A 21,296-nucleotide genomic window follows, 5' to 3' on the forward strand; every position below is an offset into this window, starting at 1 on the left:
AGAGCCGACCCGTGGCGCGGATCGACAAAGAGCGATACACTTGTTTCAAACGTCGCCGTCCATTGCTGGAAGCTGACCGCATGACCAAGACATCCAAGAAATCACCGCCCCGCATCGAGGCCAAGGAAGGTGATCAGGCTTCGCCGTTCCCCGACCCGGAAGAGGCGCAGCGCGCGGCCCAGGCGCTGAACGAACGCTGCCAACGCATCATGCGGCGGTTCTGGGACCGCCAGGCGGAACAGCATGGTTTTCAGATTCCGGATCCGTTGGTGGTCGGCAAGGCGTTTTTCGAACTGGGGGCCGCCATGCTGCAGGACCCGGCCAAGCTGGCCGAAGCGCAATCGAAATTGTGGCAGGGCTACGCCGACCTGTTCGATTCTGCGTCCAAGCGCCTGAATGGGGAGGAAGCCGCCCCGGTGGCCGCGCCCGCCCCGGACGACAAGCGGTTCAAGGATGAGGCCTGGTCGGAAAACGTCCTGTTCGACACCCTAAAGCAGTCCTACTTGTTGACGTCGAACTGGATTCGCGAGGCGGTCAGCGACGTTGACGGCCTGGACCCCAAGACGCGGGAGAAGGTCACCTTCTATACCCGGCAATGGGTCAATGCCCTGGCGCCCACCAATTTCGCTGCGACCAATCCCAAGGTCATCCAGCGCACCCTCGACACCAAGGGTGAGAACTTGGTCAAGGGCCTGGACCATTTGTTGACGGATCTGGAGCGCGGCGAGGGCCAGCTGCGTATTTCCATGACCGACGAAACGGCTTTCACCTTGGGGCAAAACATTGCGGTCAGTCCGGGCAAGGTCGTCTACCAGAACGATCTGATGCAGCTGATCCAATACGCGCCGTCGACGGAAAAGGTGTTCAAACGGCCGCTTCTGATCGTGCCGCCCTGGATCAACAAGTTCTATATCCTGGATTTGCAGCCCAAGAATTCGTTCATCAAATGGGCCGTCGACCAGGGCCATACGGTGTTCGTCGTGTCCTGGGTCAATCCCGATGAAAGCCTGGCTGACAAGTCCTTCGAGGACTACATGCTCGAAGGCCCCCTGGCCGCCCTGGACGCAATCCGCGGCGCCACGGGCGAGGACAGCGTCAATGTCATTGGCTATTGCATCGGCGGCACTTTGACGGCGTCGACCCTGGCTTATCTGGCGGCGCAGCCGGAAGGCGCCAAATACACCGCCGACCGTGTCGCCTCCGCCACTTTTTTCACGACCATGACGGATTTTTCGGAACCCGGCGAACTGGGTGTGTTCATCGACGAGGAGCAGTTGGACCTGCTTGAGGAACATATGGCGGAAAAGGGCTACCTCGAAGGCAGCTACATGAGCCAGGTGTTCAACATGATGCGGGACAACGACCTGATCTGGTCTTTTGTCGTCAACAATTACCTGCTGGGCCGCGAGCCGATGGCCTTCGACCTGCTGTACTGGAATTCCGACAACACGCGCATGCCCGCCATGATGCACGGCATGTACCTGCGCAAGATGTATCTGGAAAACCGGCTGGTGAAACCGGGTGGGATCGAACTTGCCGGAACGCCGATCGACCTGACGAAAATCAAGACGCCGGTCTACATGCTGTCGACCTCTGATGACCACATCGCGCCGTGGAAATCGACCTATGCGGCGACCCAGCTTTATGCCGGGCCGGTGCGCTTCGTGCTGTCCGCTTCGGGCCATATCGCGGGTGTGATCAACCCGCCGGCGGCGAACAAGTACTGCCACTGGATCAACACCAAGTCGCCCAAGGATCCGGACGTCTGGTTCAATGCGGCGACCCGACATGAGGGCTCGTGGTGGCCCGATTGGCAAAAGTGGATCGGAAAAAAATCAGGCGGCCAGGTCGCCGCCCGCAGGCCGGGCGACGGTAAGCTGGCGACCATCGAAGATGCGCCCGGGTCTTATGCGGCGGTGCGCCTGGGCTAAGGCGGATCAACCCACGATGCCGATGGAAATCCCGTCATCGGCACGTTTCGATTCCTTCTTCGTGACTGCGATCTGCTGCGCCAGATCATCGGGGGTGATGCCCCCTCGACCCGGTTTCAGGTGCATGACGGCGATGGACACGGATAGCAAGGGGAAGGTCCGCTCGACACCGCTGCGGTCTTTGGCGACGATTCCGCCAGCATCGCGGGCGGCCTTGTCGTAGAAGGTCTCGACCTGATGGCGGAACGACTCGCGCAGGTCCGTCAGACGTTCCCGCGCCTGGTTCAGGCCGATGCCGCGCCAGCCGGCAAAGAAATCGTCGCCGCCGATATGGCCCAGAAAGGCCCCGTCGGCGATGAAGGATTTCTTCAATAACTCCGCGAACAGAAGGATCGCCCGGTCGCCCTGACGGAATCCGTAGGTGTCGTTGAACGGCTTGAAGTTGTCGAAATCGAAATAGGCGATGACCGCTTCGGTTTCGTCGTCGGCGACCAGATCGGTTACGTATTCGACAACCATGTGATTGCCCGGAAGCTTGCTCAAAGGGTTGGCGTCCCGCGCCATGGCCAGATGCTTTTCGTTGACGACCTGAAGCAGCGACGCGGCGGTCAGGAAGCCGACGTAACGCAGGTTCTCGACCACGATGATCCCCTCCTGCGTGCCGGACAGGGAATATTTCTCCAGCACCCGTTCCGCATTGTCATGAATATCGGCCACGGGGCAGGGGCGGATGAATTCGTTGAGATGGCGCTTGTACGACACGTTGGCCAAGAGGTCCTTGCCATAGCGCGAATAGGTGAAGTCCTTCAGGTCTTCCTCGCGGGTGATGCCAAGCGGTTCATCCATGTCGTCGACCACGGGAAAGAAGGTCATGTTCTTGTTTTCGCGAAAATGCTCGAAGGTCGCCATAATGTCGCTGCTGTTGCGGATGGGGGCCGGCATGGACAGTTCCTGGTCGATGAAACGGCGGTCCGTCTCGCCCTTGCGCAGGTCGCGCACGCGTGGATAGGCGTCCCGCAGGTTGGTGCCCATGATCAGTGGCCGTTCGATGAAATAGCCCTGGATCAGGTTGCAGCCCATCTCCTTGCAGGTCAGCAGTTCCTTTTCCGTCTCCACGCCCTCGGCGATCACCGTGATGCCCAGGGTCTGGGCCAGGCTGACGACCTGCGACACGAACAGCTTTTTCATGCGGTCGGTCTCGATCCCGGAAATGAAGAAACGGTCGATCTTGATGTAATCGGGGTTTTGGTCGTACAGCAGCTTCAGCCCCGCGAAGCCGGTCCCAAAATCGTCGATGGCGATGCGGAACTGCCGGCGCCGGTAGATCTGTGCCAGGGTTTCGGTGTTGGAGACGTCACGGTCGATTTGATGGCGTTCGGACACTTCCAGGGTCACGCGCGCGGGTGCCAGGTTTGCTGCCCGGGCGGCCTCGACCGTGTCGACGGCACGATGGTCGTCGGTCAGCAGCACGCGATTGTCGATGTTCAGGAACAGGCGCACGGACGGCCCCAAGTCGAGGGCCGAAAACTGTTTCATGGCGCGTCCGCGCAGCAGGACCTCGACCTCCTGCAGAATGCCCATGCGGAAGGAGAAATCGAAAAAGGCGTGGATCGACGTGAAGTCCAGGTCCTCCTGCCCACGCATCAGAGCCTCGACGCCGTAGAGATACCCCGTGTAGGGATTGATGATCGGCTGAAAGGCGAAGTGGACTTCCTCCCGCGCCCAGGTCAGAAACCGGGCGGTGGGATCTCTGGAGAGGCGGCGGGGTTCGGCAGTGGGGGCGTCGATGGTGGGGTCGGCGGGGTTCATGGCGCTTCCGGTTGGTTGACGGCCCATGATGGTCGGGCGGGATATGGTTGAATGCGTCCCGATTTGTCGATGATTTTCGGCATAGGTCGGGAAATGTCCATGGTAATCACCACCTGAAATCAAAACTTCATACTCCGTTCATGGGGGGGCAGCCCGCATTGCCGTCGATGACCGTGAGGATGGATCCGGAGGGGGAATGCGGCGTCACGACGCAAAAGCATTCACATATTCTGGCATTCGAATATTATAGATTGTATCCGCGTCGCAGGGGATCACCCGCGCTTTGCGTGACGTGGTGAGGCGGTATTTGTATTCATTGGGGGCTCAATGACCAAATTGATCGACTTCAAGAAATTGAGTACGAAGTTCTTTGGGGCGACCGTGCTTCTGTTCGCCATCGCGGGGATCGTGATCGTCGTCATGAGCACGCGCAGCCTTGACCGGCTGAGCGCGATCATTGGCGAGGTCGATACGCTTCTGAGCCGCGAAAGTGCCGCCCTGCAATCTGCCCATGCTGAGCGGTTGAAGGCGGAACAGGCCCGCGACCGAGCGGTGATAACCGCCGAGAACGCGAAAGAATTGGCCGCACGCCAGCAGCAGATCGCCGTCCGCGAAGCGGAACTACAGGGCTATTATCAGGGGGCTTTGCGCATCGTCGCGTCGCAGTTGGAATCCATCCTGTCCCCCATGAGCAAATCCGATCGGGAATTCTTTATTCTCGACGGATCGGTGTTCCTTACAGTGCTTGAGGGCGCCAATTCGATCGGGTTCTATCCGATCAGCGATCTCGACGGCCTGGCCGACCTTGCCGACACGGAAGGGTTCGCGCCCGCGCGGGTCAAGACGTTCGAAAAGGTGATCAGCGACAATCTGGGCGTTGAAACCCCCTTTCTGGCCATCGACCGGGAGGCCGGCCTGATTCGCATCGCAGCCCTCATCGGTCCGACGGCGGAGCGCTTCGGCTTGATCGAAGTCATTCTTCAGGACCGCCTGACCCCCATGAAGACAGAGGCCCGCGAACTGGCTACGTCCTATGCGGCTAAGCTGTCGGAGCAATCGGCGGAACAGGACCGGCAGTTCCAAGCCCGGCTGGCGGAATTGGAAGCGCTGCGCAAGGCCGGTGAGGAAGAGCGTGCCCGGCAGGAGGCCCGGACCGCCGAAGAGGAACGCTCGGCCCGGCGCCTGTTGATCACGGCGGTGGTTCTGTCGTCCCTGTTCGGCGCGGTCGCCATCAGCGTGCTGGTCGTCAGGCTGATCACCCGGCCGCTTGGACGAAACGTCGCGATCATGTCGCGTCTGGCCGGCAATGACACGGATGTAGAGGTATCCGACGCCCACCGTACGGACGAAATCGGCGAAATGGCACAGGCGGTTCAGGTCTTCAAGGACAGTCTGATCGCGGCCGAACAACAGGCGGAGGAGCGGCGGGCCGAACGCGCGGCCCGCGAGGCCCGAGTCCAGAAGATCGAGGCCATGGCTAAGGAATTCGACGCCCAGGTGTCAGGGTCTCTCGACAACGTCAGTACCGCAACACGGGACATGCGGGCAACATCGGAGCAGATGTCTGGGGTCGCCCAGCAGACTGCTGATCAGACTAAATTGGTCACCCAGGCGTCGGAAACGGCGGCGGAAAGTGTGCAGACCGTGGCCACGGCGGCGGACGAGTTGAGCAAATCGATCACCGAGATCGCCGAACAGGCGGCGACATCAAGTCAGGTATCCGAAGCGGCCGCCGGTCAGGCGCGCATGACGGACGAGAGGGTCCGGCGTCTGAACGATGCGGCGCTGAAGATTGGTGAGGTCATTCGCCTGATCACCGACATCGCCGAGCAGACCAACCTTTTGGCCCTCAACGCGACCATCGAGGCGGCGCGTGCCGGAGAGGCTGGCAAGGGCTTCGCCGTGGTGGCGTCCGAGGTCAAGAACCTGGCCAATCAGACAGCCAAGGCGACCGAGGAAATCGCAGCCCAAGTCGCCAACATTCAAACGGAAACCGGCGACACGGTCCGCGCGATTGCGAAAATTTCAGAAAGTGTCGACCGAATGTGCGAAATCGCCGCCGGTATTTCCGCTGCGGTCGAGCAGCAGTCGGCGGCAACCCAGGAAATCGCCCGCAACACGGACGAGGCGACCACCGGTACCCGCCGCGCCAGCGACAGTACGGCCCAGGTCGCCAAGGCGGCGGCCGAAACGGAACAATCAGCCGCCGAAGTGTTGAAATCCGTCGATACCCTCGACCGGGAAGGGGACCGCCTGCGCCGTTATGTTACCGACTTCCTGGATCAGGTGCGCGCTGCCTGATCCTGCCAACGCCAAAAATAGGCTGAAATGCGACCGGACTATTTACCGATGTGATTGAATACGGGCATAGTTCCGGCATGTCTAATGCTCCCGCCCTGAACATCCGCGATGCCGCCGCGGAGGATGCCCGCCGGTTCCAGGCCAACCTGGAGCTGCTGGCCGAGATGTCGCAGGATTTCGCTGCCTCGCGTGATCTGGATGCGGCCTTGCTCAAGGCTGTCGGGCATATCACGGATTCGGTCAATGCGGAGGGCGGGGCTCTGTTCCTGCTCGACGAGAAGGGAGAAAACCTGCGCTGCCATGCCTGCGTCGGGGCGACGGAAATCACAGGCCTGGTAATCGCCGCCGACAAGGGCATCGTCGGGCGTTCCGTGCAGAACAACCTGGGCGAGATCGTCCGCGACGTGTCGAAGGACCCGAATTTCTTCGGCGGCGTCGACGAAAAGACCGGCTATACGACCAAATCCATCCTCTGCGCGCCGCTGACGGTAAAGGGCGAACGGATCGGCGCCATTGAGCTGATCAACAAGCGCGGCGGCGATGGGCTGTTCAGCCCCGACGACCTGCATTTTCTCGAAGCCTTGGCCGCATCGGCGGCGTTGGCCATTCTCAATGCCCGCCAGGCGGACGCGCTGCTGGAACAGGAGCGCATCAAGCGCGAACTGGAACTGGCCCGCGAAATTCAAAGCTCTCTGCTGCCCCGGCAGCCCGGCGATGACGCGCCCATCGGTGGCGTCAATCAGCCCGCGCGCGAGGTTTCCGGTGACTTTTTCGACCACTTCCCGCTTGAAGACGGGCGCATCTGTTTTTGCCTGGGCGACGTCTCGGGCAAGGGTGTGAACGCGGCCCTGCTGATGGCCAAGACCGCCAGCCTCTATCGCTGTCTGGGCAAGGCCATCTTGTCGCCGGGCCGTCTGCTGGCCCTGGTCAACCGCGAGATTTGTGAAACCGCGGCGCGCGGCATGTTCGTGACCATGGTCGGCGGCATCTATGATCCGCGCACGGGTGTGGTGACGTTGTCCAACGCCGGGCACGAGCCGGCACTGCTGCTGACGCCGGAAGGCGATTTTCAGGCTTTCGAGGCCGAGGGCCCACCGCTCGGCATTCTCGCCGATCCGCCGACCAAGGACGGTTATCCGGAAACGGCGGTCGACCTGAAGGGCGGCAGCCTGTGGGTGTTCACCGACGGGGTGACGGAAGGCTATGTTGATGACGCCGGTACGGAACTGGGCGTCGACGGCGTGAAAAGGATTCTTTTGGAAACTCGGGGCCAGACGCTGCGGGCACGGCTGGATGCCGTGGTCGGGGTTATCCAGCCGGGCGACGGCGGCATGCGCGACGACGTCACCCTGTTGGGTGTCAGCGATACGGCGGCCGAGCGGCCGGCGGCCCTGGCCGCCGCCGAGCGGGTGGCCGGCGGGTCGGAATCGATCATGTCCATGCGCCTGCCGGCGCGGGCGGATCGGCTGCGGGTCATCCGCCAGGCCGTGCGCGCGGCCTTGGATTTCCTGACCTGTGAGGATGAAATGACCGAACAGGTCATCCTGGCCGTGGACGAAGCCTGCCAGAACGTGGTGCGCCATGCCTATGGCGGACGCGCCGACGGCGAGATCGCGATCGAACTCCGCCGAGAAGGTGATGATTTCGTGGTCGAACTGCAGGATTTCGCGGCCCCCGTCGATACGGACCAGGTCAAGGGGCGCGATCTCGATGATATCAAGCCAGGCGGGCTCGGCGTTCATTTGATCCGTGAGATCATGGACGACGTTCAGTTCGTGACGCCTCCCGCCGGGGTGGGTAATCTGTTACAACTGCGAAAGCGGCTTCAAACAAAAGCCGGCGCATCTTGAGGGGACTGGACATGAAGCACGAAGTCAAAGACGTGGGCGAATCCGTCGTGATCGCCTTCGAAGGTGACGTCGATCTGCAAACGTCGCCGAAGGCGCGCGAAGCCCTGCTGGCCACCGTCGGCCAAGGCAAGCCCGTGGTCGTCGATCTTGCCAAGGTCGGCTATATCGATTCGTCGGGCGTGGCCTCGCTGGTGGAAGCCTTGCAGACCGCTAAGAAGGGCGGCCAGACCTTGGCCCTGGCGGCGGTCAGCGAAGGGGCGCTTCGGGTGCTCAAGCTGGCGCGCCTCGACGCCGTATTCGCCATCCATGAGAACGTCGACGACGCCGTATAGAGCCTGCCCTAGCCCAGCCGACCGGAGAACCCGCGCGTGACGCCAACCGATGCCCGAAACCCGATCGTTGTAACGACCGAAAAGGTCGGCCGCGCCGCCGTCGCCGGGATCGAGGAAATCGGCCTGGGCGCCATGATGGTGGTGGAAAGCTTCTATTGGTTGATCTTCGGGCGGCGCGAAAAACAGGCCGTGCGCCTGGGCGCCATCGCGGAGCAATGCATGGCCATCGGCATCCAGGCAGTGCCGATCATCGCCCTTCTTGCCGCGACCATCGGCATGATGCTGGCGATTCAAGGTATCCATACGCTGCGTATTTTCGGGGCGGAAAGCCGGGTCACCGTCGGCATTTCTTTTTCCGTGGTGCGTGAATTCGCGCCGCTGATCACCGGCATCGTCATCGCCGGGCGGTCGGGATCGGCGCTGGCCGCGCGCATCGGCACCATGAAGATCAATCAGGAAGTCGATGCCCTTTATGTCATGGGCATCAATCCGGTGCGCTTCCTGGTCGTGCCGGCCATGGTGGCCATGGTGATCATGGTTCCGGCGCTGACGCTGTTTTCCGATTTCGTCGGCCTGTTCTTCGCCGGGGTCTACGTCAATCTGGACCTTGGTATCTCGCTTGCCGCCTATATGGATCAGACCATCGACCTGCTCAGCGTCGATGACCTGATGCACGGGCTCGGCAAAAGCGTCATCTTCTCGGTGCTTATCGCCGTGATCGGCGTGGTCAACGGGGCTTCGGTCCAGGGCGGGGCCGAAGGCGTGGGCAAGGCGACGACGCGCGCCGTGGTGCAATCCATTTCGGCGATTATCGTGACGGACATGCTGTTCGCTTTCGTGGTTACGCGATAAGGACGGGGCCATGACCGACAGCACCGCATCGACGCCCCGCAACGTGATCGAGGTTCGCGATCTGGTCACCCATTACGGCGACCGCATGATCCTCAAGGGCATTTCGATGGACGTCCATGCCGATGAGGTGATGGTTATCATGGGCGGGTCCGGGTCCGGGAAAAGCACACTTTTGCGCCATCTGATGGCGTTGGAACACCATACCTCCGGAACCATGCGCATCCTGGGCGAAGACATCGACAAGCTGTCGGGGGTCGAATTGGTCGAACTGCGCCAGAAGCTTGGCGTGGCGTTTCAGGGCGGGGCCCTGTTCTCGTCCATGACCGTGGGCGAAAACGTCATGTTGCCGCTGTTCGAACATACGGGCCTTGACCGAAAGACCATGGAAATCATGGCCCGCATGAAATTGGAAGTGGTCAGCCTGGGCGGGTTCGAAAACCTGATGCCGTCGGAACTGTCCGGCGGCATGATCAAGCGCGCGGCCTTTGCCCGCGCCATCGTCATGGACCCCAAAATCCTGTTCTGCGACGAACCGTCGGCGGGGCTGGATCCGGTCGTCGCCTCGGCGCTGGACGATCTGATCCTGCTGCTGCGCGACGCCCTGGGTATGACCGTGGTCGTGGTTACCCATGAACTGGAAAGCGCGTTCAAGATCGCTGATCGCATCACCATTCTGGATCGCGGCGAAATTCTGTTCATCGGCACGCCGGACGAGCTGCGTGCCGACCCGTCGCAACGCATCCAGAACCTGTTGAACCGGGTGGCCGAGGACGACACCATGGACGCGGATGCCTACCTGAATCGACTGACGGGCGAACAGCCCGCCTACCGACCCCTTTGAAAACCGACACGGTGAGAGCGAAGACGTGAGAAGCAACAAGATAAACTATCTGCTGGTCGGCACCTTCGTTCTGGCCATGATCGCCGGGTTGATCGTCGCATTGTCCGTGCTGACGGGCCGCACGGGGGCGACGGACGCCTACCACGCTTATTATTCGAACGTCACCGGCGTGAAATTCGGAACCCAGGTCGTTTACGAAGGCTACCCCATCGGTCAGGTCGAGACGGTGACACCGGAGCCGTCCAAGGGCGGCATGCGATTCCGTGTCGATTTCGAGATCAACGAAGGCTGGAAAATCCCCAAGGACAGCAAGGTGGCGATTGCGGCACCTGGCCTGCTCGCGGCGGTGACGCTGAGCATTTCCGCCGGTGCCAGCCCCGATGCCTTGGCGCCGGGATCGGAAGTCGCGGCGGTTGAAGGCGGCGATCTGTTCGCCGTCGTGTCGGGTGTCGCGGAAAAGCTGGGCGGGCTCAGCGACAACAGCATCGAGCCCCTTCTGGCCAGCGTTCAACGGGCGGTGAACAACGCCAACAAGCTTCTGGACAATCACGGCGAGGCCCTGGCCGGCGACCTCAAGGAAATGATCAACGAGGCATCGCAGTTGGTCGCCGACGTCAGCCGCCGCGTTCCCGTGGTCATCGACAACATGGAACTGATCGCGTCGGACGTGAAGTCGTTCAGCGGCGAGCTGAAGGCCGCCGCCACCCCGGCGAACCGCAAGCTGATCGAGGAGACGATCGCCAATCTGAACGGTGCGACCAAGGACGCCCGTGCCGCCATGGCCAACGGCGACAAGCTGATGACGACCCTGACCGACATGGTCGGCAAGAACGACGGTGACCTGCGGCGTACCATCAAGGACGCCCGCTATGTGGTCGAAAGCGTCGCCCGTCGCATTGACGCCATCAACGAAAACCTGGAAGGCATGTCGCGCAATATGTTGGAATTCTCACGCCAGATCAGACAAAGCCCCGGTCTGCTGCTGAACAGCAAGCCGGTCACCGATGAGGCACAGGCGAAATGAGGATGGCCATGATCCGACGATTATCCGCGCTGGCATTGGTTGCCGTCCTGACGGCTTGCGGCGGCAACGCCACGGTGCCGGAAAACCATTTCTACCGGCTTGAGGTCACGCCGCCGGAAGCACCGGGCAAGCGATTGATGGCGGGCGTGCTTGAGGTTGACCGTCTGCTTGCCGCCGGCGAATTGACGCAGCGTTCCATCGTCTATCGCCGCGCCGACAACCCGCATCAGCTTCAGGCCTATCACTATCATTTCTGGAACGAAGCGCCGGGGGTTTTGCTGCAGGCCGAACTGGTCAGCTACCTGCGCGCCGCCGGCATCGCCGGCACGGTAGTGACGCCGGAAATGCGGGCTCGGCCCGACTTCGCGGTCACCGGCCGGGTGGAGAAGCTGGAGAGGGTGATCGACGGATCGAACGCCGGCGTCATCGAGATGAACCTTGTGTTGCGCCGGGTCAACGACGGCACGGTGCTGGTCGCCAAGACCTATACCCGTGAATTCACACCCAAGGACGATGGCTTGACGGCCCTGGTCAAGGGATTCAGCGCGGCCGCCCGCGAGATCTTCAAGGCCTTCGTTAACGACATTGCCGCGCAAATCTGACGCCCATCGGACCCGCCGGGGACGCGCCGGCGGGCGTTCCGGCAGCCGCCGCGGCCATGCCCGCGCGGTTCAGTTCAAGGAACCGGCCCGTGTGACCATCACCGCCCTGGCGGCACAGGGCGACGGCGTGGCGGACACCGCCGACGGACGCCGCCTGTTCATTCCTTTCACCGTTCCGGGTGACGAGATCGACGTTGAGATCGGTCCGCCTCGGGGCGATGGATTCGAGGCCCGCGTGCGGTCCTTCGTCACCAAGGCGCCCCGGGGGGAGGCATTCTGCCGCCATTTCGAAATCTGCGGCGGCTGCGCGGTGCAACACCTGACGGATGCGCATTACATTGAATGGAAAAGCGGCATCCTGATTCAGGCCTTGTCCCGGCGGGGCCTGATGCTCGATGTCCTGGACCTTGCATCCGTGCCCAGGGATGCCCGCCGCCGTGTCACGTTCCAGGCGGAACGCACGGACAAGGGCGTGGTTATCGGTTTCGCCGAACGGCGGGGGCACCGGATCGTCGATATCGACGCCTGTCCTCTGCTATTGCCGGACATCAACGCGCTGCTGCCCCTGCTGCGCGATCTGGTGGTGGCGATGCTGCAAACGGGGGAACGGGCGCGTCTGGCCGTCGCCCGTACGGAAGGCCCCGAGGGTGGGGCGCTTGATCTGGTGGTCGAACGCGATCGCGAACCCGATCTGGCGGCGCGCGAGGCCCTGGCCGATTTCGCGCGCCGGTCGAACGCGGCACGTATTTCCTGGCGCGACGGGGCGGGGATCGTCGAGCCGATCGCGCATATCACGCCAGTCGCCGCCGAATTCGGTCCCGCCGTGGTGGAACTGCCGCCGGGCGGCTTCATGCAGCCGACGACGGCCGGCGAGGAAATCCTGCGCAATGCGATTCTGGCTGGCGCCGAAGGGGCCACGCGCATCGCCGAGCTTTATGCCGGCGCCGGCACGTTCACCTTCGGTCTGGCCAAGATGTGCCGGGTTCATGCGGTCGATGGTGATGCCGCGCTGATGCGTGCGCTCAGCACCGGCGCGGGCCGGTCCGGCCTGGGCGGGCGGGTGACCACGGAAACGCGGGACCTGGCGGCGCGGCCGCTGCTACCCGGTGAATTGAAGGATATCGATACGGTGATCCTGGACCCGCCCCGGGCGGGGGCGTTGCGCCAAGTCGAACAGATCGTCCTGGCGCCGGGCGTGCGCCGCGTGATCATGGTGTCCTGCAACCCACAGACCTTCGCGCGGGATGTCCGGGTGCTGGTTGACGGCGGGTTCGATCCGGGGCCGGTTCTGCCCGTGGATCAATTCCCCTATTCTCACCACCTGGAATGCGTGGCGGTGCTGACGCGCGGCGGCTGACGCCCCCGGTTCCTACATGCCGACGGCGCGCATGTAGATGGTCAGGACTTCTTCCATTTCGTTGCGGTCGCTTTCATCCATTTTACGCAGGCGGATGAGCTGACGCATCACCTTGACGTCGAACCCGGCGGACTTGGCTTCGGAATAGACTTCCTTGATGTCTTCCGCGAGGGCTTTCTTTTCCTCTTCCAGACGTTCGATCCGGTCGATAAGGGCTTTCAGGCGCTCGCTGGCGGCGCCGCCGATTTCGCTTTCGCTCATGCTTGGGTGTCCTTGGGCTGTCCTTGGGATTTGGGGATCATGGAATGTGCGCGCACCATAAGTACCCGGCTCTGTCCGGGCAAGCGGTTGAAAAGCGGGGATAACGGGGTGATGCTTTTTTAACACCAGATATGTTCAGATTTTCCTTTATGCATGTATGATTAAGGGAACATCCTAGTAAGGGGTCAAAAAAAGTGGCGGTTTATAAATTCGACCGCGTATCCGTAATGGTGTGTGAGGATAATGCTTTTGTCCGGCGCACCCTGGAGGATGTGCTGCGGCAATTCGGATTCGAGCGCATCACGCTCCTTAAAAACGGTCAGGAAGCCATCGAAAGCCTGAAGTTGCTGAAGCAGGCGAAGAATCCTGGCCCGGACCTGATCATCGCCGATCTGGTGATGGCGCCGATCAATGGGTTGCTGTTGTGCCGCTGGTGCCGGTCGGCCAAGGAAACGCCGAACCGCATGGTGCCCTTCATCATGCTGTCGGGGGCGGCCGACCAGGATTATGTGGGGTCGGCCCGCGATCTGGGGGCAACGGAATTCCTCGCCAAGCCGTTTTCCGGCGAAACCATCTACAAGAAACTGCTGGAGGTCATCGACTTCCCGCGCCAATTCGTGATGACCCAGAACTATTTCGGGCCAGACCGCCGGCGCAAGAAGGACCCGCCGCCGGACGATAATGAACGGCGTGAAAAGACGGAAGAGGATTGCACGGTCGTCTATTCGGCGGAAAAAATGACCAAACCGAAGTCCGACAGCGACGTCTTCCTGTTCAAGCCGACCAATTACCTGCGGGAGAAATGCGCCGGCGGTAAGATCAACCCGATGGAGCGCGGTGAGATGCCGACGGCGCTCATCGAAGAGGCGGAAAAGAAGCTGGAGCGCGCGACCCTCGACTTTACCAAATGGGCGCAGGATTACCTGGGCCGCCTGTCGGACCTGTGTACTCAGGCATTGCTGGAACCGGGCCGACGCACCCAGCAGTTCGTGGAAATCAACCAGGTCGCGCTGGAACTGCGCGGACAGGGCGGAACCTTCGGTTATCCGCTGATTTCGGTGTTCGGCAAAATGCTGTTTGATTCGACCCGTGACGGTTGCCGGGAGGACGACGCCCAGGTGGAAATCGTCAAGGCCCATGTCGACGCCATGCGGGCGGTGCTGCGTGAAAAGATCGCGGGCGATGGCGGTGAGATCGGCAAGCAGTTGATCGCGGCGCTGCGCGAAGGCATCGAAAAGCAGGAAAAGGCCCGCAAGGCGGCCATCGAGGAAATGAAGCAGCAGGCCGGCGGCTGACGCCCGGCTTGCCGCGCATTACTGTGGATTGTCGGCCCGAGGGCTTGTTTCCGTCAAATGGCGGATGGCGTCCTGTACCGCTGTTTCCGTAATCCGGGACAGGGCGTCCTCCGCGCCGACCCATTCGCGCTTGCGGAAGTGCTTCTCGTCCCAGTTATCAAGCTGCTCGGTGACGAAGAAGGGAAAGATCTCCACCCGATAGATCCGCCCGAACTTGGAATAGAAATATTCCCCCAGGGGCTGGTCGCCCGTTTTCCCCAAAAGTCCCGCTTCCTCAAGCGCTTCCTTGGCCGCCGAGGCGGCAGCGGTCATGTTCGGCTCAACCGTGCCCTTGGGTACGATCCAGCGTCCCGTGTTGCGCGATGTGATGAGAGCGAATTCGATCCTGGTTCCAATCGTCCGATAGGGGACGACGCAGGATTGTTCGACGGGGCGGGGCGTCAGCATGGGTCAGGCTTCCGGCACTTGGGTGGTCTCGAGGATCAGACGGTCGACCACGGCGGCCAGGGCCGCGTCAGGGGTTGCGCCGGCGGCGAGGGCTTCGGCATGGACGGCAAGCTGGCGATGGGCGCCGGTGCCGCGCTCACGGATGGTTTTCAGATGGGTAATCTGGGCGGTGCAGCCCAGGGCCTCCGCATCCTCGGCGATCAGACCCGTGATCTCGTCAAGCAGCAGGCCGAAGGGCACGACGGCGCCCTTGCCGAAATCGACCAGGCCTTCGTCCAGCCCGTAACGCTGGGCGCGCCAGCGGTTTTCCTCCAGCAGCATGGGCGAATAGATGCGCCAGCGCTGATTCTGCAATTTCAGGCGGTACAGCATGCGCAGGATGCAGGTGAACAGGGCCGCGATGGCCAAGGCGTCCTCCATCAGGGGGCAGACGTCGGCGATGCGCATTTCCAGGGTCGGGAATCGGCCGCTCGGCCGCACATCCCACCACAGCTTGGTCGCATCCTCGATCAGGCCGGCATCGATCAAAACCTGGACGTGACGCTGATATTCGCTGAACGACTGGAACTGATTGGGCAGGCCCGTGCGCGGCAATTCATCAAAGATGCTGAGCCGGTAGGATTTCAGCCCCGTATCCTGCCCCCGCCAGAACGGCGACGAGGTCGACAACGCCAGCAGATGCGGCAGGAAGTAACTGATCTGGTTCAAGAGATCGATGCGCAGTTCATCGTCATCGCCCAGCCCGACATGGACATGCATGCCGCAGATCATCAGCCGGTGCGCCGGGGCCTGGATATCGCGGGCGATCTCGTTGTAGCGCGCGCGGTCCGTGTGGTGCTGGGATTCCCATAGGGAGAACGGGTGGGTCGAGGCCGCGATCGGCGCCAGGCCGTAGCCGTCCGCGACGTCGGCGACGGTCGCGCGCAGTTCCGTCAATTCCGCCCGCGCCTGGGTGATATCGGTGCAGACGCTGGTGTTGACCTCAATTTGGGACGACAGGAATTCGTGGGCGACGCGGCCCTTCAGGCGTTTCTCGCATTCCTCGAACAGGCTTTCGGGGGCTTTGTCCGTGACCGCCCGCGTTTCTTTGTCGACGAGAAGGTATTCCTCCTCGATTCCCAGGGTGAAGGGTGGGGCGGCAGTCGCCACCTTAGAAGTACTCCACCTTGAACAGGTCGTCCTCGCGCAGGATGTCGGTCAAGACGTCCGTGAGAATGCCGGCCCAGCGCTGGACCCCGGCGTCGTCCGCGACCTGATCCTGATTGATTTCAAGGACGCAGTTGGCAAGGCCGCAGGCCCCGGCATGGGCATCGATGGTATAGGCCACGTCCTTGCCCGAATAGGGCAGGTTGTCGCCGACATCCAGGCCATGGTCGTGCAGGGCCTTGATCAGCGGCCGGGCGAGGCGTTGGTCGTGGTTCCACAGCACGCCCACGTCCCAGGGCCGGGGGCTGCCGCCGAAGCGGGGCGAAAAACTGTGCACGGCAAACAGCACCGGTGGCCGGTGATGCAGCCAGACATCGGTCATCGTGCGCCGCAGCAGTTGGTGATAGGGCTCGAACAAGGCTTCCAGGCGGGCCGTTATCTGGGCCGGGGTCAGTGCTTGGTTGGCGGGAATCAGGGTTTCGTCCGAAACCTCGGGCATGCTGGTGGGATGGCCCGGCGGGCGGTTGAGGTCGACGACCAGGCGCGAATAGCCCGCCAACACGGCGGTCGCGTCCAGGGATTCGGCCAGCAGGCGGGTCACGCCTTCGGCGCCGATGTCATAGGCGATGTGGCGGTCAAAATGTTCCGGGTTGAGGCCCAGGTCACCCAGCGCGCGGGGCACACGCCGGCTGGCATGGTCGCAGGACAGAACAAGGGCGCTGCTTGCCCCGGCATTGATCCGTTCCGCGGCGGGGGCTTCGTCGGCGGCCAGCAGTGGTTGGCCCGCTTCGATGGGGTCGGGTGCATCCATGCCCCCAATATAGCGTTCTGCCCCGGTTGGGGGAGTCTCTTGTACGGCCCGCGCGGCATCCCTGGACAGACCGCGCCGTCACGGCAATAGTGCCGGCACCTCACCCGCGACCGCGAAGGAACATCCTGCGTGACCGATTCCCGGCAAACCATGAAAGTCCCTGCTGGTTGGATCCTGGCCGCGCTGGTCATCGGTGCCCTGTTCGCAGGATCGTCGACCCTGTTCGTGCGCCTGAACGAACTTGGCCCCATAACCTCGGCGTTCTACCGGGTGTTTCTGGCTTTGCCGGTGTTGTGGTTCGCCATGGGCTGGGAAACGCGAACCGACGCCGCAGCGCCACGCGTCCTGGCGCGGCGCGATTACGGGATGCTCGCCCTGGCCGGACTGTTCTTCGCGGGCGATCTGTTTTTCTGGCACTTGGCGATCATGAACACGGCGGTCGCCAACGCGACCCTGCTGGCGACCCTGTCACCGGTCTATGTCACGGCGATCCTGTTCGTGCTGTTTCGTGAACGGGTGCGGCCCCTGTTCCTGGCCGGCACGGCCCTGGCGGTGGCGGGGGCGGCGTTGTTGATGGGTGACAGTTTCGCGTTCCGGCCCGACCGCCTGTTGGGCGATGTCTATGGCCTGATCACGGGTCTGTTCCTGGCGGGCTACATGGTGACGGTGGGGCGGCTGCGGCGCACGGCCGGGATCGGCACAGGTACCTTGATGTTCTGGTCGACTCTGGCCACGGCGGCGGCGTTGCTGCCTCTTGCCCTGCTGTTGGAAGACCGCATGCTGGCGGCCACGGTCTTCGGTTGGGTGATGCTGGTGGCTCTGGCGTTGATCAGCCATGTTGCAGGCCAAGGTCTGGTCGCCATGGCCATGGCTCATCTGCCGACGGCCTTCGCCTCGGTCGGCCTGATCATGGAGGTCATCGCCGCCGCCGTGCTTGGCTGGGTGTTTCTGAATGAACCGCTCGCCCCCCTGCAATGGCTGGGGGCGGCGGTGGTGGTTGCCGGGGTCGTCGTCGCCCGGGGCGGCAGCCGCAATTGACGGTGCCCTTGACGGTCCCCGGGGGCGATGTGCGAGAAAGGGGGCGCAGGAGACAAAACCGTGACCGAAGCCCCCGTCGATAAAGCCCTATTGGAACAGTTGATCTGTTCCCCCTGTATCAGCGTCTGCGTGGTGGATGAACCCACGGGATTCTGCCAGGGCTGCTGGCGCACCGTGGACGAAATCGCCCAATGGCCCCGCCTGATGCGCCATCAGCGCCTGGAAATTCTCGCGCGATTGGCCGAGCGCCGCGGCGCCACGTCCCTGACCGACCGCGGCCGGGGGCCGATGCTGGCGGCGGACTGAACCGCCGGTCCGGCGTATCGGCCGTGTTCCGGTTTCACGCAAATCTCCGTCGCGAACCGGCTGGTTCGCTCGGGATTTGCGGCTACCAGCTTCCCGTATTCTCCATGGACGCCCAGGGTTCGGCCGGGGCCAGGGCTTCGCCTTCCTGCAGCAGCTCGATGGAGATGCCGTCCGGTGAGCGGACGAAGGCCATGCGCCCGTCGCGCGGCGGACGGTTGATGGTCACGCCGCCGTCCTGCAGGCGCTGGCAGGTCGCGTAGATGTCTTTCACGTTGAAGGCAAGGTGGCCGAAATTGCGTCCGCCCGAATATTCCTCGGGGTCGTAGTTGTAGGTCAGCTCGATCTGGGAATCGGGGTTTTCTTCGGCCGCGACGAAGATCAGCATATAGCCGTGTTCGGGCCGGTCCGAGCGGCGCACTTCCTTGAGGCCCAGAAGGTCGCAGTAAAAGCGCAAGCTGGCGTCCACGTCGGATATCCGCACCATCGTATGCAGGTATCTCATTTGCCTGTTTCTCCCTGAATGTCCTGGCGGTGTAGAGTTGGTCTAACAGATTCCAACACGCAAATCCAAGAGCCCCAGCCGTGACCCCGACGGATTCCGATCCCCCCCATCCGCTGCACCGTCTTCTGCCCTGGTTTATCTGGGGTCTGGGCACCTTCCTGTTCAGCTTTGTGCATTTTCAGCGGGTCGCGCCCGGCGTCATGGTCGATACCCTGATGCGGGAATTCGCCGTGGGCGGCGCCCTGCTGGGCAACCTGTCGGCGATCTATTTCTATTCCTATGCCGTCTTTCAGGTGCCCGCGGGGCTGATCGTCGACGCCTACGGCTCGCGCCGGATCATGGTGTTGTCGGCGTTGCTGATCGCCGCCGGATGTTTCGTGTTCTCCCAGGCCGAGACCGTGCCGGGTGCCTTCGCCGGAAGGCTGCTGATCGGCATCGGCGGCGGCGCGACCTTCGTCGTCGCGCTCAATCTCGCGGCCGTATGGTTTCCGCCAAGCCGGTTTGCCCTGCTTAGCGGCCTGACCGTGGGCGCGGGGGTCGCCGGCGCCGTCGTCGGTCAGGTGCCGCTGGCCTGGGCGGTCGAGGCCGCCGGATGGCGGCCCGCCATGCTGGTGACCGGGGCGGTGGCGCTGGCGGCGGGGATCGGCGCCATTCTGGCCTTGCGCCTGCCCCGGCCAAGGGCGCCGGGGCTGCGTCCGCTCAGCCCCGGCCGGGGCGGCCTGCTTGTCGGGTTTCGCGCCGTATTGGCGCAGCGCGATCTTTGGATCCTGACGGGCGCCGGGTCGGGCAACATGTCGGTGATGCTGGCGTTCGGCGGCCTGTGGGCCGTGCCCTGGCTGGTTCAGGTCCACGGCATGACCCGCGGACAGGCGGCGGTGGCGGTGTCCCTCAACGCCGTCGGCTGGGTTGTCGGCTCGCCGCTGCTCGGCTGGATCGGGCAACGCCTGGGCGGGCGGAAAGTGCCCTTCGTCTGCGCCAATCTGGTGTCACTCGCCTGTTTCGCCGTCCTCATCCTGGTGCCCGGCCATGGTTCGGCGGTGCTGCATGGACTGCTGTTTCTTCAGGGTCTTGCCACGGGGGCCGTGGTGCTGGTGTTCACCACCACCCACGAACGGTTCGCGGGCCAGGAAAGCGTGACCCTCGGCATCGTCAACACAGGGATCATGTTCGCCATCGCCGTGTTCCAGCCCCTGGTCGGCTGGGCCCTGGATCTGAATTGGCACGGCAACATGGTGGACGGGGCCCGGGTCTATGACGCCGCCGCCTATCAAAGCGGGCTCAGCCTGTTGTTGATCGGGGGCGTCGTCGCCGTGCTGTCGGGATTGATGCTGCCGGAGACGGCGAAGGCATCCGGCGGGGCGGATTAGGCGCCTATTCGGCGGGAACGATCTTGGGCGCCCGGCCGCCGACGATGCGGGTCTTCACATGATGGCCGACGGCGCCGCCGGTGACGATCGACGCCAGGGCGATCAGGCTGCCGAGGGACAGGGTGCTCATGCCCGACAGGCCGGCGCCGATGGTGCAGCCCAGGGCCAGCACGCCGCCGAAACCCATCATGGCGGCGCCCAGCACGTAGCGGCCCATATGGCCCGGAGAATCGAAACCCTCTGCCTTGAGCGACCGGGTCGCCGCGGCCCAGGCGAAGGCCCCGGCCAGGGTCCCCGCGATGGCGGTAATGCCGAAGTCGGCGGCCGTGCCCGTATAGGTCATGAGGAATTGCAGCGCGTCGCCCATGGGGGCGGTGAAGGTCAGGCTGACCGGGCGGGTCGGATTGAAGTCGTCGAAGCCGAGCACGCCCGAGACGTACCAGGATGCCGGAATCAGCAGGCCGACGACGAGACCGGCGGCGATCCCGCCAAAGGCGCCCGGCTGATGGCGCAGGCGGAAGGCGGCGAACAGACCGGCGGCCATCAGGCCGGCGGCGATCACCAGGGCGGTCGCCCCCGCACCCTCCGCGCCCGAGATCAGCACCGGCAGGGCCTGCGGCGTGTCGCCCAGGCTGATCGTGCCCGCACCCTCGATCCAGGTGCGGGGCAGGGCCAGGATGCCGCGCAGGGTGGCATAGGCGGTCAGGCCCAGGACCGTGATGACGACCCAGGCCCGCAGGTTGCCGCCCGCCGCCAGAACCAGATGGCGGCCGCCGCAGCCCCGTGTGATGACCATGCCGAACCCGAACAAAAGGCCGCCGACGATCAGCGCCAGCCACGTCACCGAAGTGCCGAGATAGATGCTGTCCTTCAGGTCGATCACGCCGAAATGCGCCAGCACCTGCGTGCCCAGAATGGCCAGCGGCAGGGCGATGGCCCAGGCGGCGGCCTGACGGGCCGGGCGCCGGTCGATGACCTCGATCACGGCCGAGCGCAGGCAGAACCCGGAGGCGCGCGCCACGGTGCCGTAGATGAAGCCGACCGCAAGCGCGCCGGCGAGAAGAAGAAACCTGGGTTCGAGCGAGTCCATATCGTGCCGTTCCTGAGTGTTCCCGGCGAATATCGGTCCTTGGGCCGCGTCCGGTCCCTGTATTTAAACAGCGTTTAGGGGGGAATCAATAATTATATTCACAAAAATATATGTGATTTAATTATATTTCACAC

General features: G+C 63.2%; 20 protein-coding genes. 13 read left to right on the top strand and 7 right to left on the bottom strand.

The genetic code is table 11. The features are described 5' to 3' along the window. The first annotated feature begins 80 nt into the window (after positions 1–80). Entirely contained in the window at positions 81–1,931 is a 1,851-nt protein-coding gene (gene phaC, locus KFF05_04615; GenBank protein UTW52654.1) for a class I poly(R)-hydroxyalkanoic acid synthase, read from the top strand. A gap of 6 nt (positions 1,932–1,937) precedes the next feature. Here the strand turns inward: phaC and KFF05_04620 are convergent, their stop codons facing one another. Then, positions 1,938–3,740: a GGDEF domain-containing protein gene (locus KFF05_04620; GenBank protein UTW52655.1), complete on the bottom strand. Its 1,803-nt coding sequence runs from the start codon at positions 3,738–3,740 to the stop codon at positions 1,938–1,940. Positions 3,741–4,067: 327 nt separating this feature from the next. On the opposite strand from KFF05_04620, the gene KFF05_04625 reads away from it, so the two are divergent. From KFF05_04625 to KFF05_04660, 8 genes are all read left to right on the top strand, one after another. After that, on the top strand, positions 4,068–6,041 hold the full coding sequence (locus KFF05_04625) for a HAMP domain-containing protein (GenBank protein UTW52656.1): 1,974 nt from the start codon (positions 4,068–4,070) through the stop codon (positions 6,039–6,041). Positions 6,042–6,118: 77 nt separating this feature from the next. Beyond that, the gene (locus tag KFF05_04630; protein UTW52657.1) at positions 6,119–7,891 is read left to right on the top strand and encodes a SpoIIE family protein phosphatase; all 1,773 of its coding nucleotides are present in this window, start codon (positions 6,119–6,121) and stop codon (positions 7,889–7,891) included. A gap of 11 nt (positions 7,892–7,902) precedes the next feature. Then, entirely contained in the window at positions 7,903–8,223 is a 321-nt protein-coding gene (locus tag KFF05_04635) for an STAS domain-containing protein (protein UTW52658.1), read from the top strand. A gap of 132 nt (positions 8,224–8,355) precedes the next feature. Next, a complete protein-coding gene (locus KFF05_04640; protein UTW53585.1) occupies positions 8,356–9,075 on the top strand; it encodes an ABC transporter permease in 720 nt (239 codons plus the stop codon). 10 nt (positions 9,076–9,085) lie between these two features. Then, positions 9,086–9,916 (top strand): ATP-binding cassette domain-containing protein, encoded by an 831-nt coding sequence (locus tag KFF05_04645; protein ID UTW52659.1) that lies wholly within the window; start codon positions 9,086–9,088, stop codon positions 9,914–9,916. Positions 9,917–9,941: 25 nt separating this feature from the next. After that, complete coding sequence (locus tag KFF05_04650; GenBank protein ID UTW52660.1) at positions 9,942–10,940, top strand: MCE family protein; 999 nt, start codon at positions 9,942–9,944, stop codon at positions 10,938–10,940. A gap of 2 nt (positions 10,941–10,942) precedes the next feature. Further along, positions 10,943–11,542: a membrane integrity-associated transporter subunit PqiC gene (locus tag KFF05_04655; GenBank protein UTW52661.1), complete on the top strand. Its 600-nt coding sequence runs from the start codon at positions 10,943–10,945 to the stop codon at positions 11,540–11,542. 91 nt (positions 11,543–11,633) lie between these two features. Next, positions 11,634–12,899: a class I SAM-dependent RNA methyltransferase gene (locus KFF05_04660; protein UTW52662.1), complete on the top strand. Its 1,266-nt coding sequence runs from the start codon at positions 11,634–11,636 to the stop codon at positions 12,897–12,899. Between the two features lie 12 nt (positions 12,900–12,911). On the opposite strand, the gene KFF05_04665 is transcribed toward KFF05_04660, so the two are convergent. Beyond that, the gene (locus KFF05_04665; protein UTW52663.1) at positions 12,912–13,160 is read right to left on the bottom strand and encodes a DUF2312 domain-containing protein; all 249 of its coding nucleotides are present in this window, start codon (positions 13,158–13,160) and stop codon (positions 12,912–12,914) included. Positions 13,161–13,354: 194 nt separating this feature from the next. Here KFF05_04665 and KFF05_04670 point away from each other — a divergent pair, with 194 nt between their 5' ends. Next, positions 13,355–14,455: a response regulator gene (locus KFF05_04670; protein UTW52664.1), complete on the top strand. Its 1,101-nt coding sequence runs from the start codon at positions 13,355–13,357 to the stop codon at positions 14,453–14,455. 18 nt (positions 14,456–14,473) lie between these two features. Here KFF05_04670 and KFF05_04675 read toward each other — a convergent pair whose 3' ends face one another. Genes KFF05_04675 through KFF05_04685 form a run of 3 tightly spaced genes read right to left on the bottom strand, consistent with a single transcriptional unit; the run spans position 14,474 to position 16,859 of the window. Then, positions 14,474–14,902: an NUDIX hydrolase gene (locus KFF05_04675; protein ID UTW52665.1), complete on the bottom strand. Its 429-nt coding sequence runs from the start codon at positions 14,900–14,902 to the stop codon at positions 14,474–14,476. A 3-nt stretch (positions 14,903–14,905) separates the two neighbouring features. Further along, a complete protein-coding gene (locus KFF05_04680) occupies positions 14,906–16,051 on the bottom strand; it encodes a carboxylate-amine ligase (GenBank protein UTW52666.1) in 1,146 nt (381 codons plus the stop codon). A 1-nt stretch (position 16,052) separates the two neighbouring features. Beyond that, positions 16,053–16,859, bottom strand: a complete 807-nt coding sequence (locus KFF05_04685) for an N-formylglutamate amidohydrolase (GenBank protein UTW52667.1) — start codon at positions 16,857–16,859, stop codon at positions 16,053–16,055. Between the two features lie 150 nt (positions 16,860–17,009). On the opposite strand from KFF05_04685, the gene KFF05_04690 reads away from it, so the two are divergent. Continuing rightward, on the top strand, positions 17,010–17,897 hold the full coding sequence (locus KFF05_04690) for a DMT family transporter (protein ID UTW53586.1): 888 nt from the start codon (positions 17,010–17,012) through the stop codon (positions 17,895–17,897). 27 nt (positions 17,898–17,924) lie between these two features. Further along, positions 17,925–18,203 (top strand): DUF1289 domain-containing protein, encoded by a 279-nt coding sequence (locus KFF05_04695; GenBank protein UTW52668.1) that lies wholly within the window; start codon positions 17,925–17,927, stop codon positions 18,201–18,203. A gap of 82 nt (positions 18,204–18,285) precedes the next feature. Here KFF05_04695 and KFF05_04700 read toward each other — a convergent pair whose 3' ends face one another. Then, positions 18,286–18,705 (bottom strand): VOC family protein, encoded by a 420-nt coding sequence (locus tag KFF05_04700; GenBank protein ID UTW52669.1) that lies wholly within the window; start codon positions 18,703–18,705, stop codon positions 18,286–18,288. An 80-nt stretch (positions 18,706–18,785) separates the two neighbouring features. On the opposite strand from KFF05_04700, the gene KFF05_04705 reads away from it, so the two are divergent. Next, a complete protein-coding gene (locus KFF05_04705; GenBank protein UTW52670.1) occupies positions 18,786–20,072 on the top strand; it encodes an MFS transporter in 1,287 nt (428 codons plus the stop codon). 4 nt (positions 20,073–20,076) lie between these two features. On the opposite strand, the gene KFF05_04710 is transcribed toward KFF05_04705, so the two are convergent. After that, the gene (locus KFF05_04710) at positions 20,077–21,162 is read right to left on the bottom strand and encodes a YeeE/YedE family protein (GenBank protein ID UTW52671.1); all 1,086 of its coding nucleotides are present in this window, start codon (positions 21,160–21,162) and stop codon (positions 20,077–20,079) included. Between the last annotated feature and the right edge of the window lie 134 nt (positions 21,163–21,296).

It is taken from the genome of bacterium SCSIO 12827 (assembly GCA_024397995.1).
GTDB lineage: Bacteria > Pseudomonadota > Alphaproteobacteria > Rhodospirillales > Casp-alpha2 > UBA1479.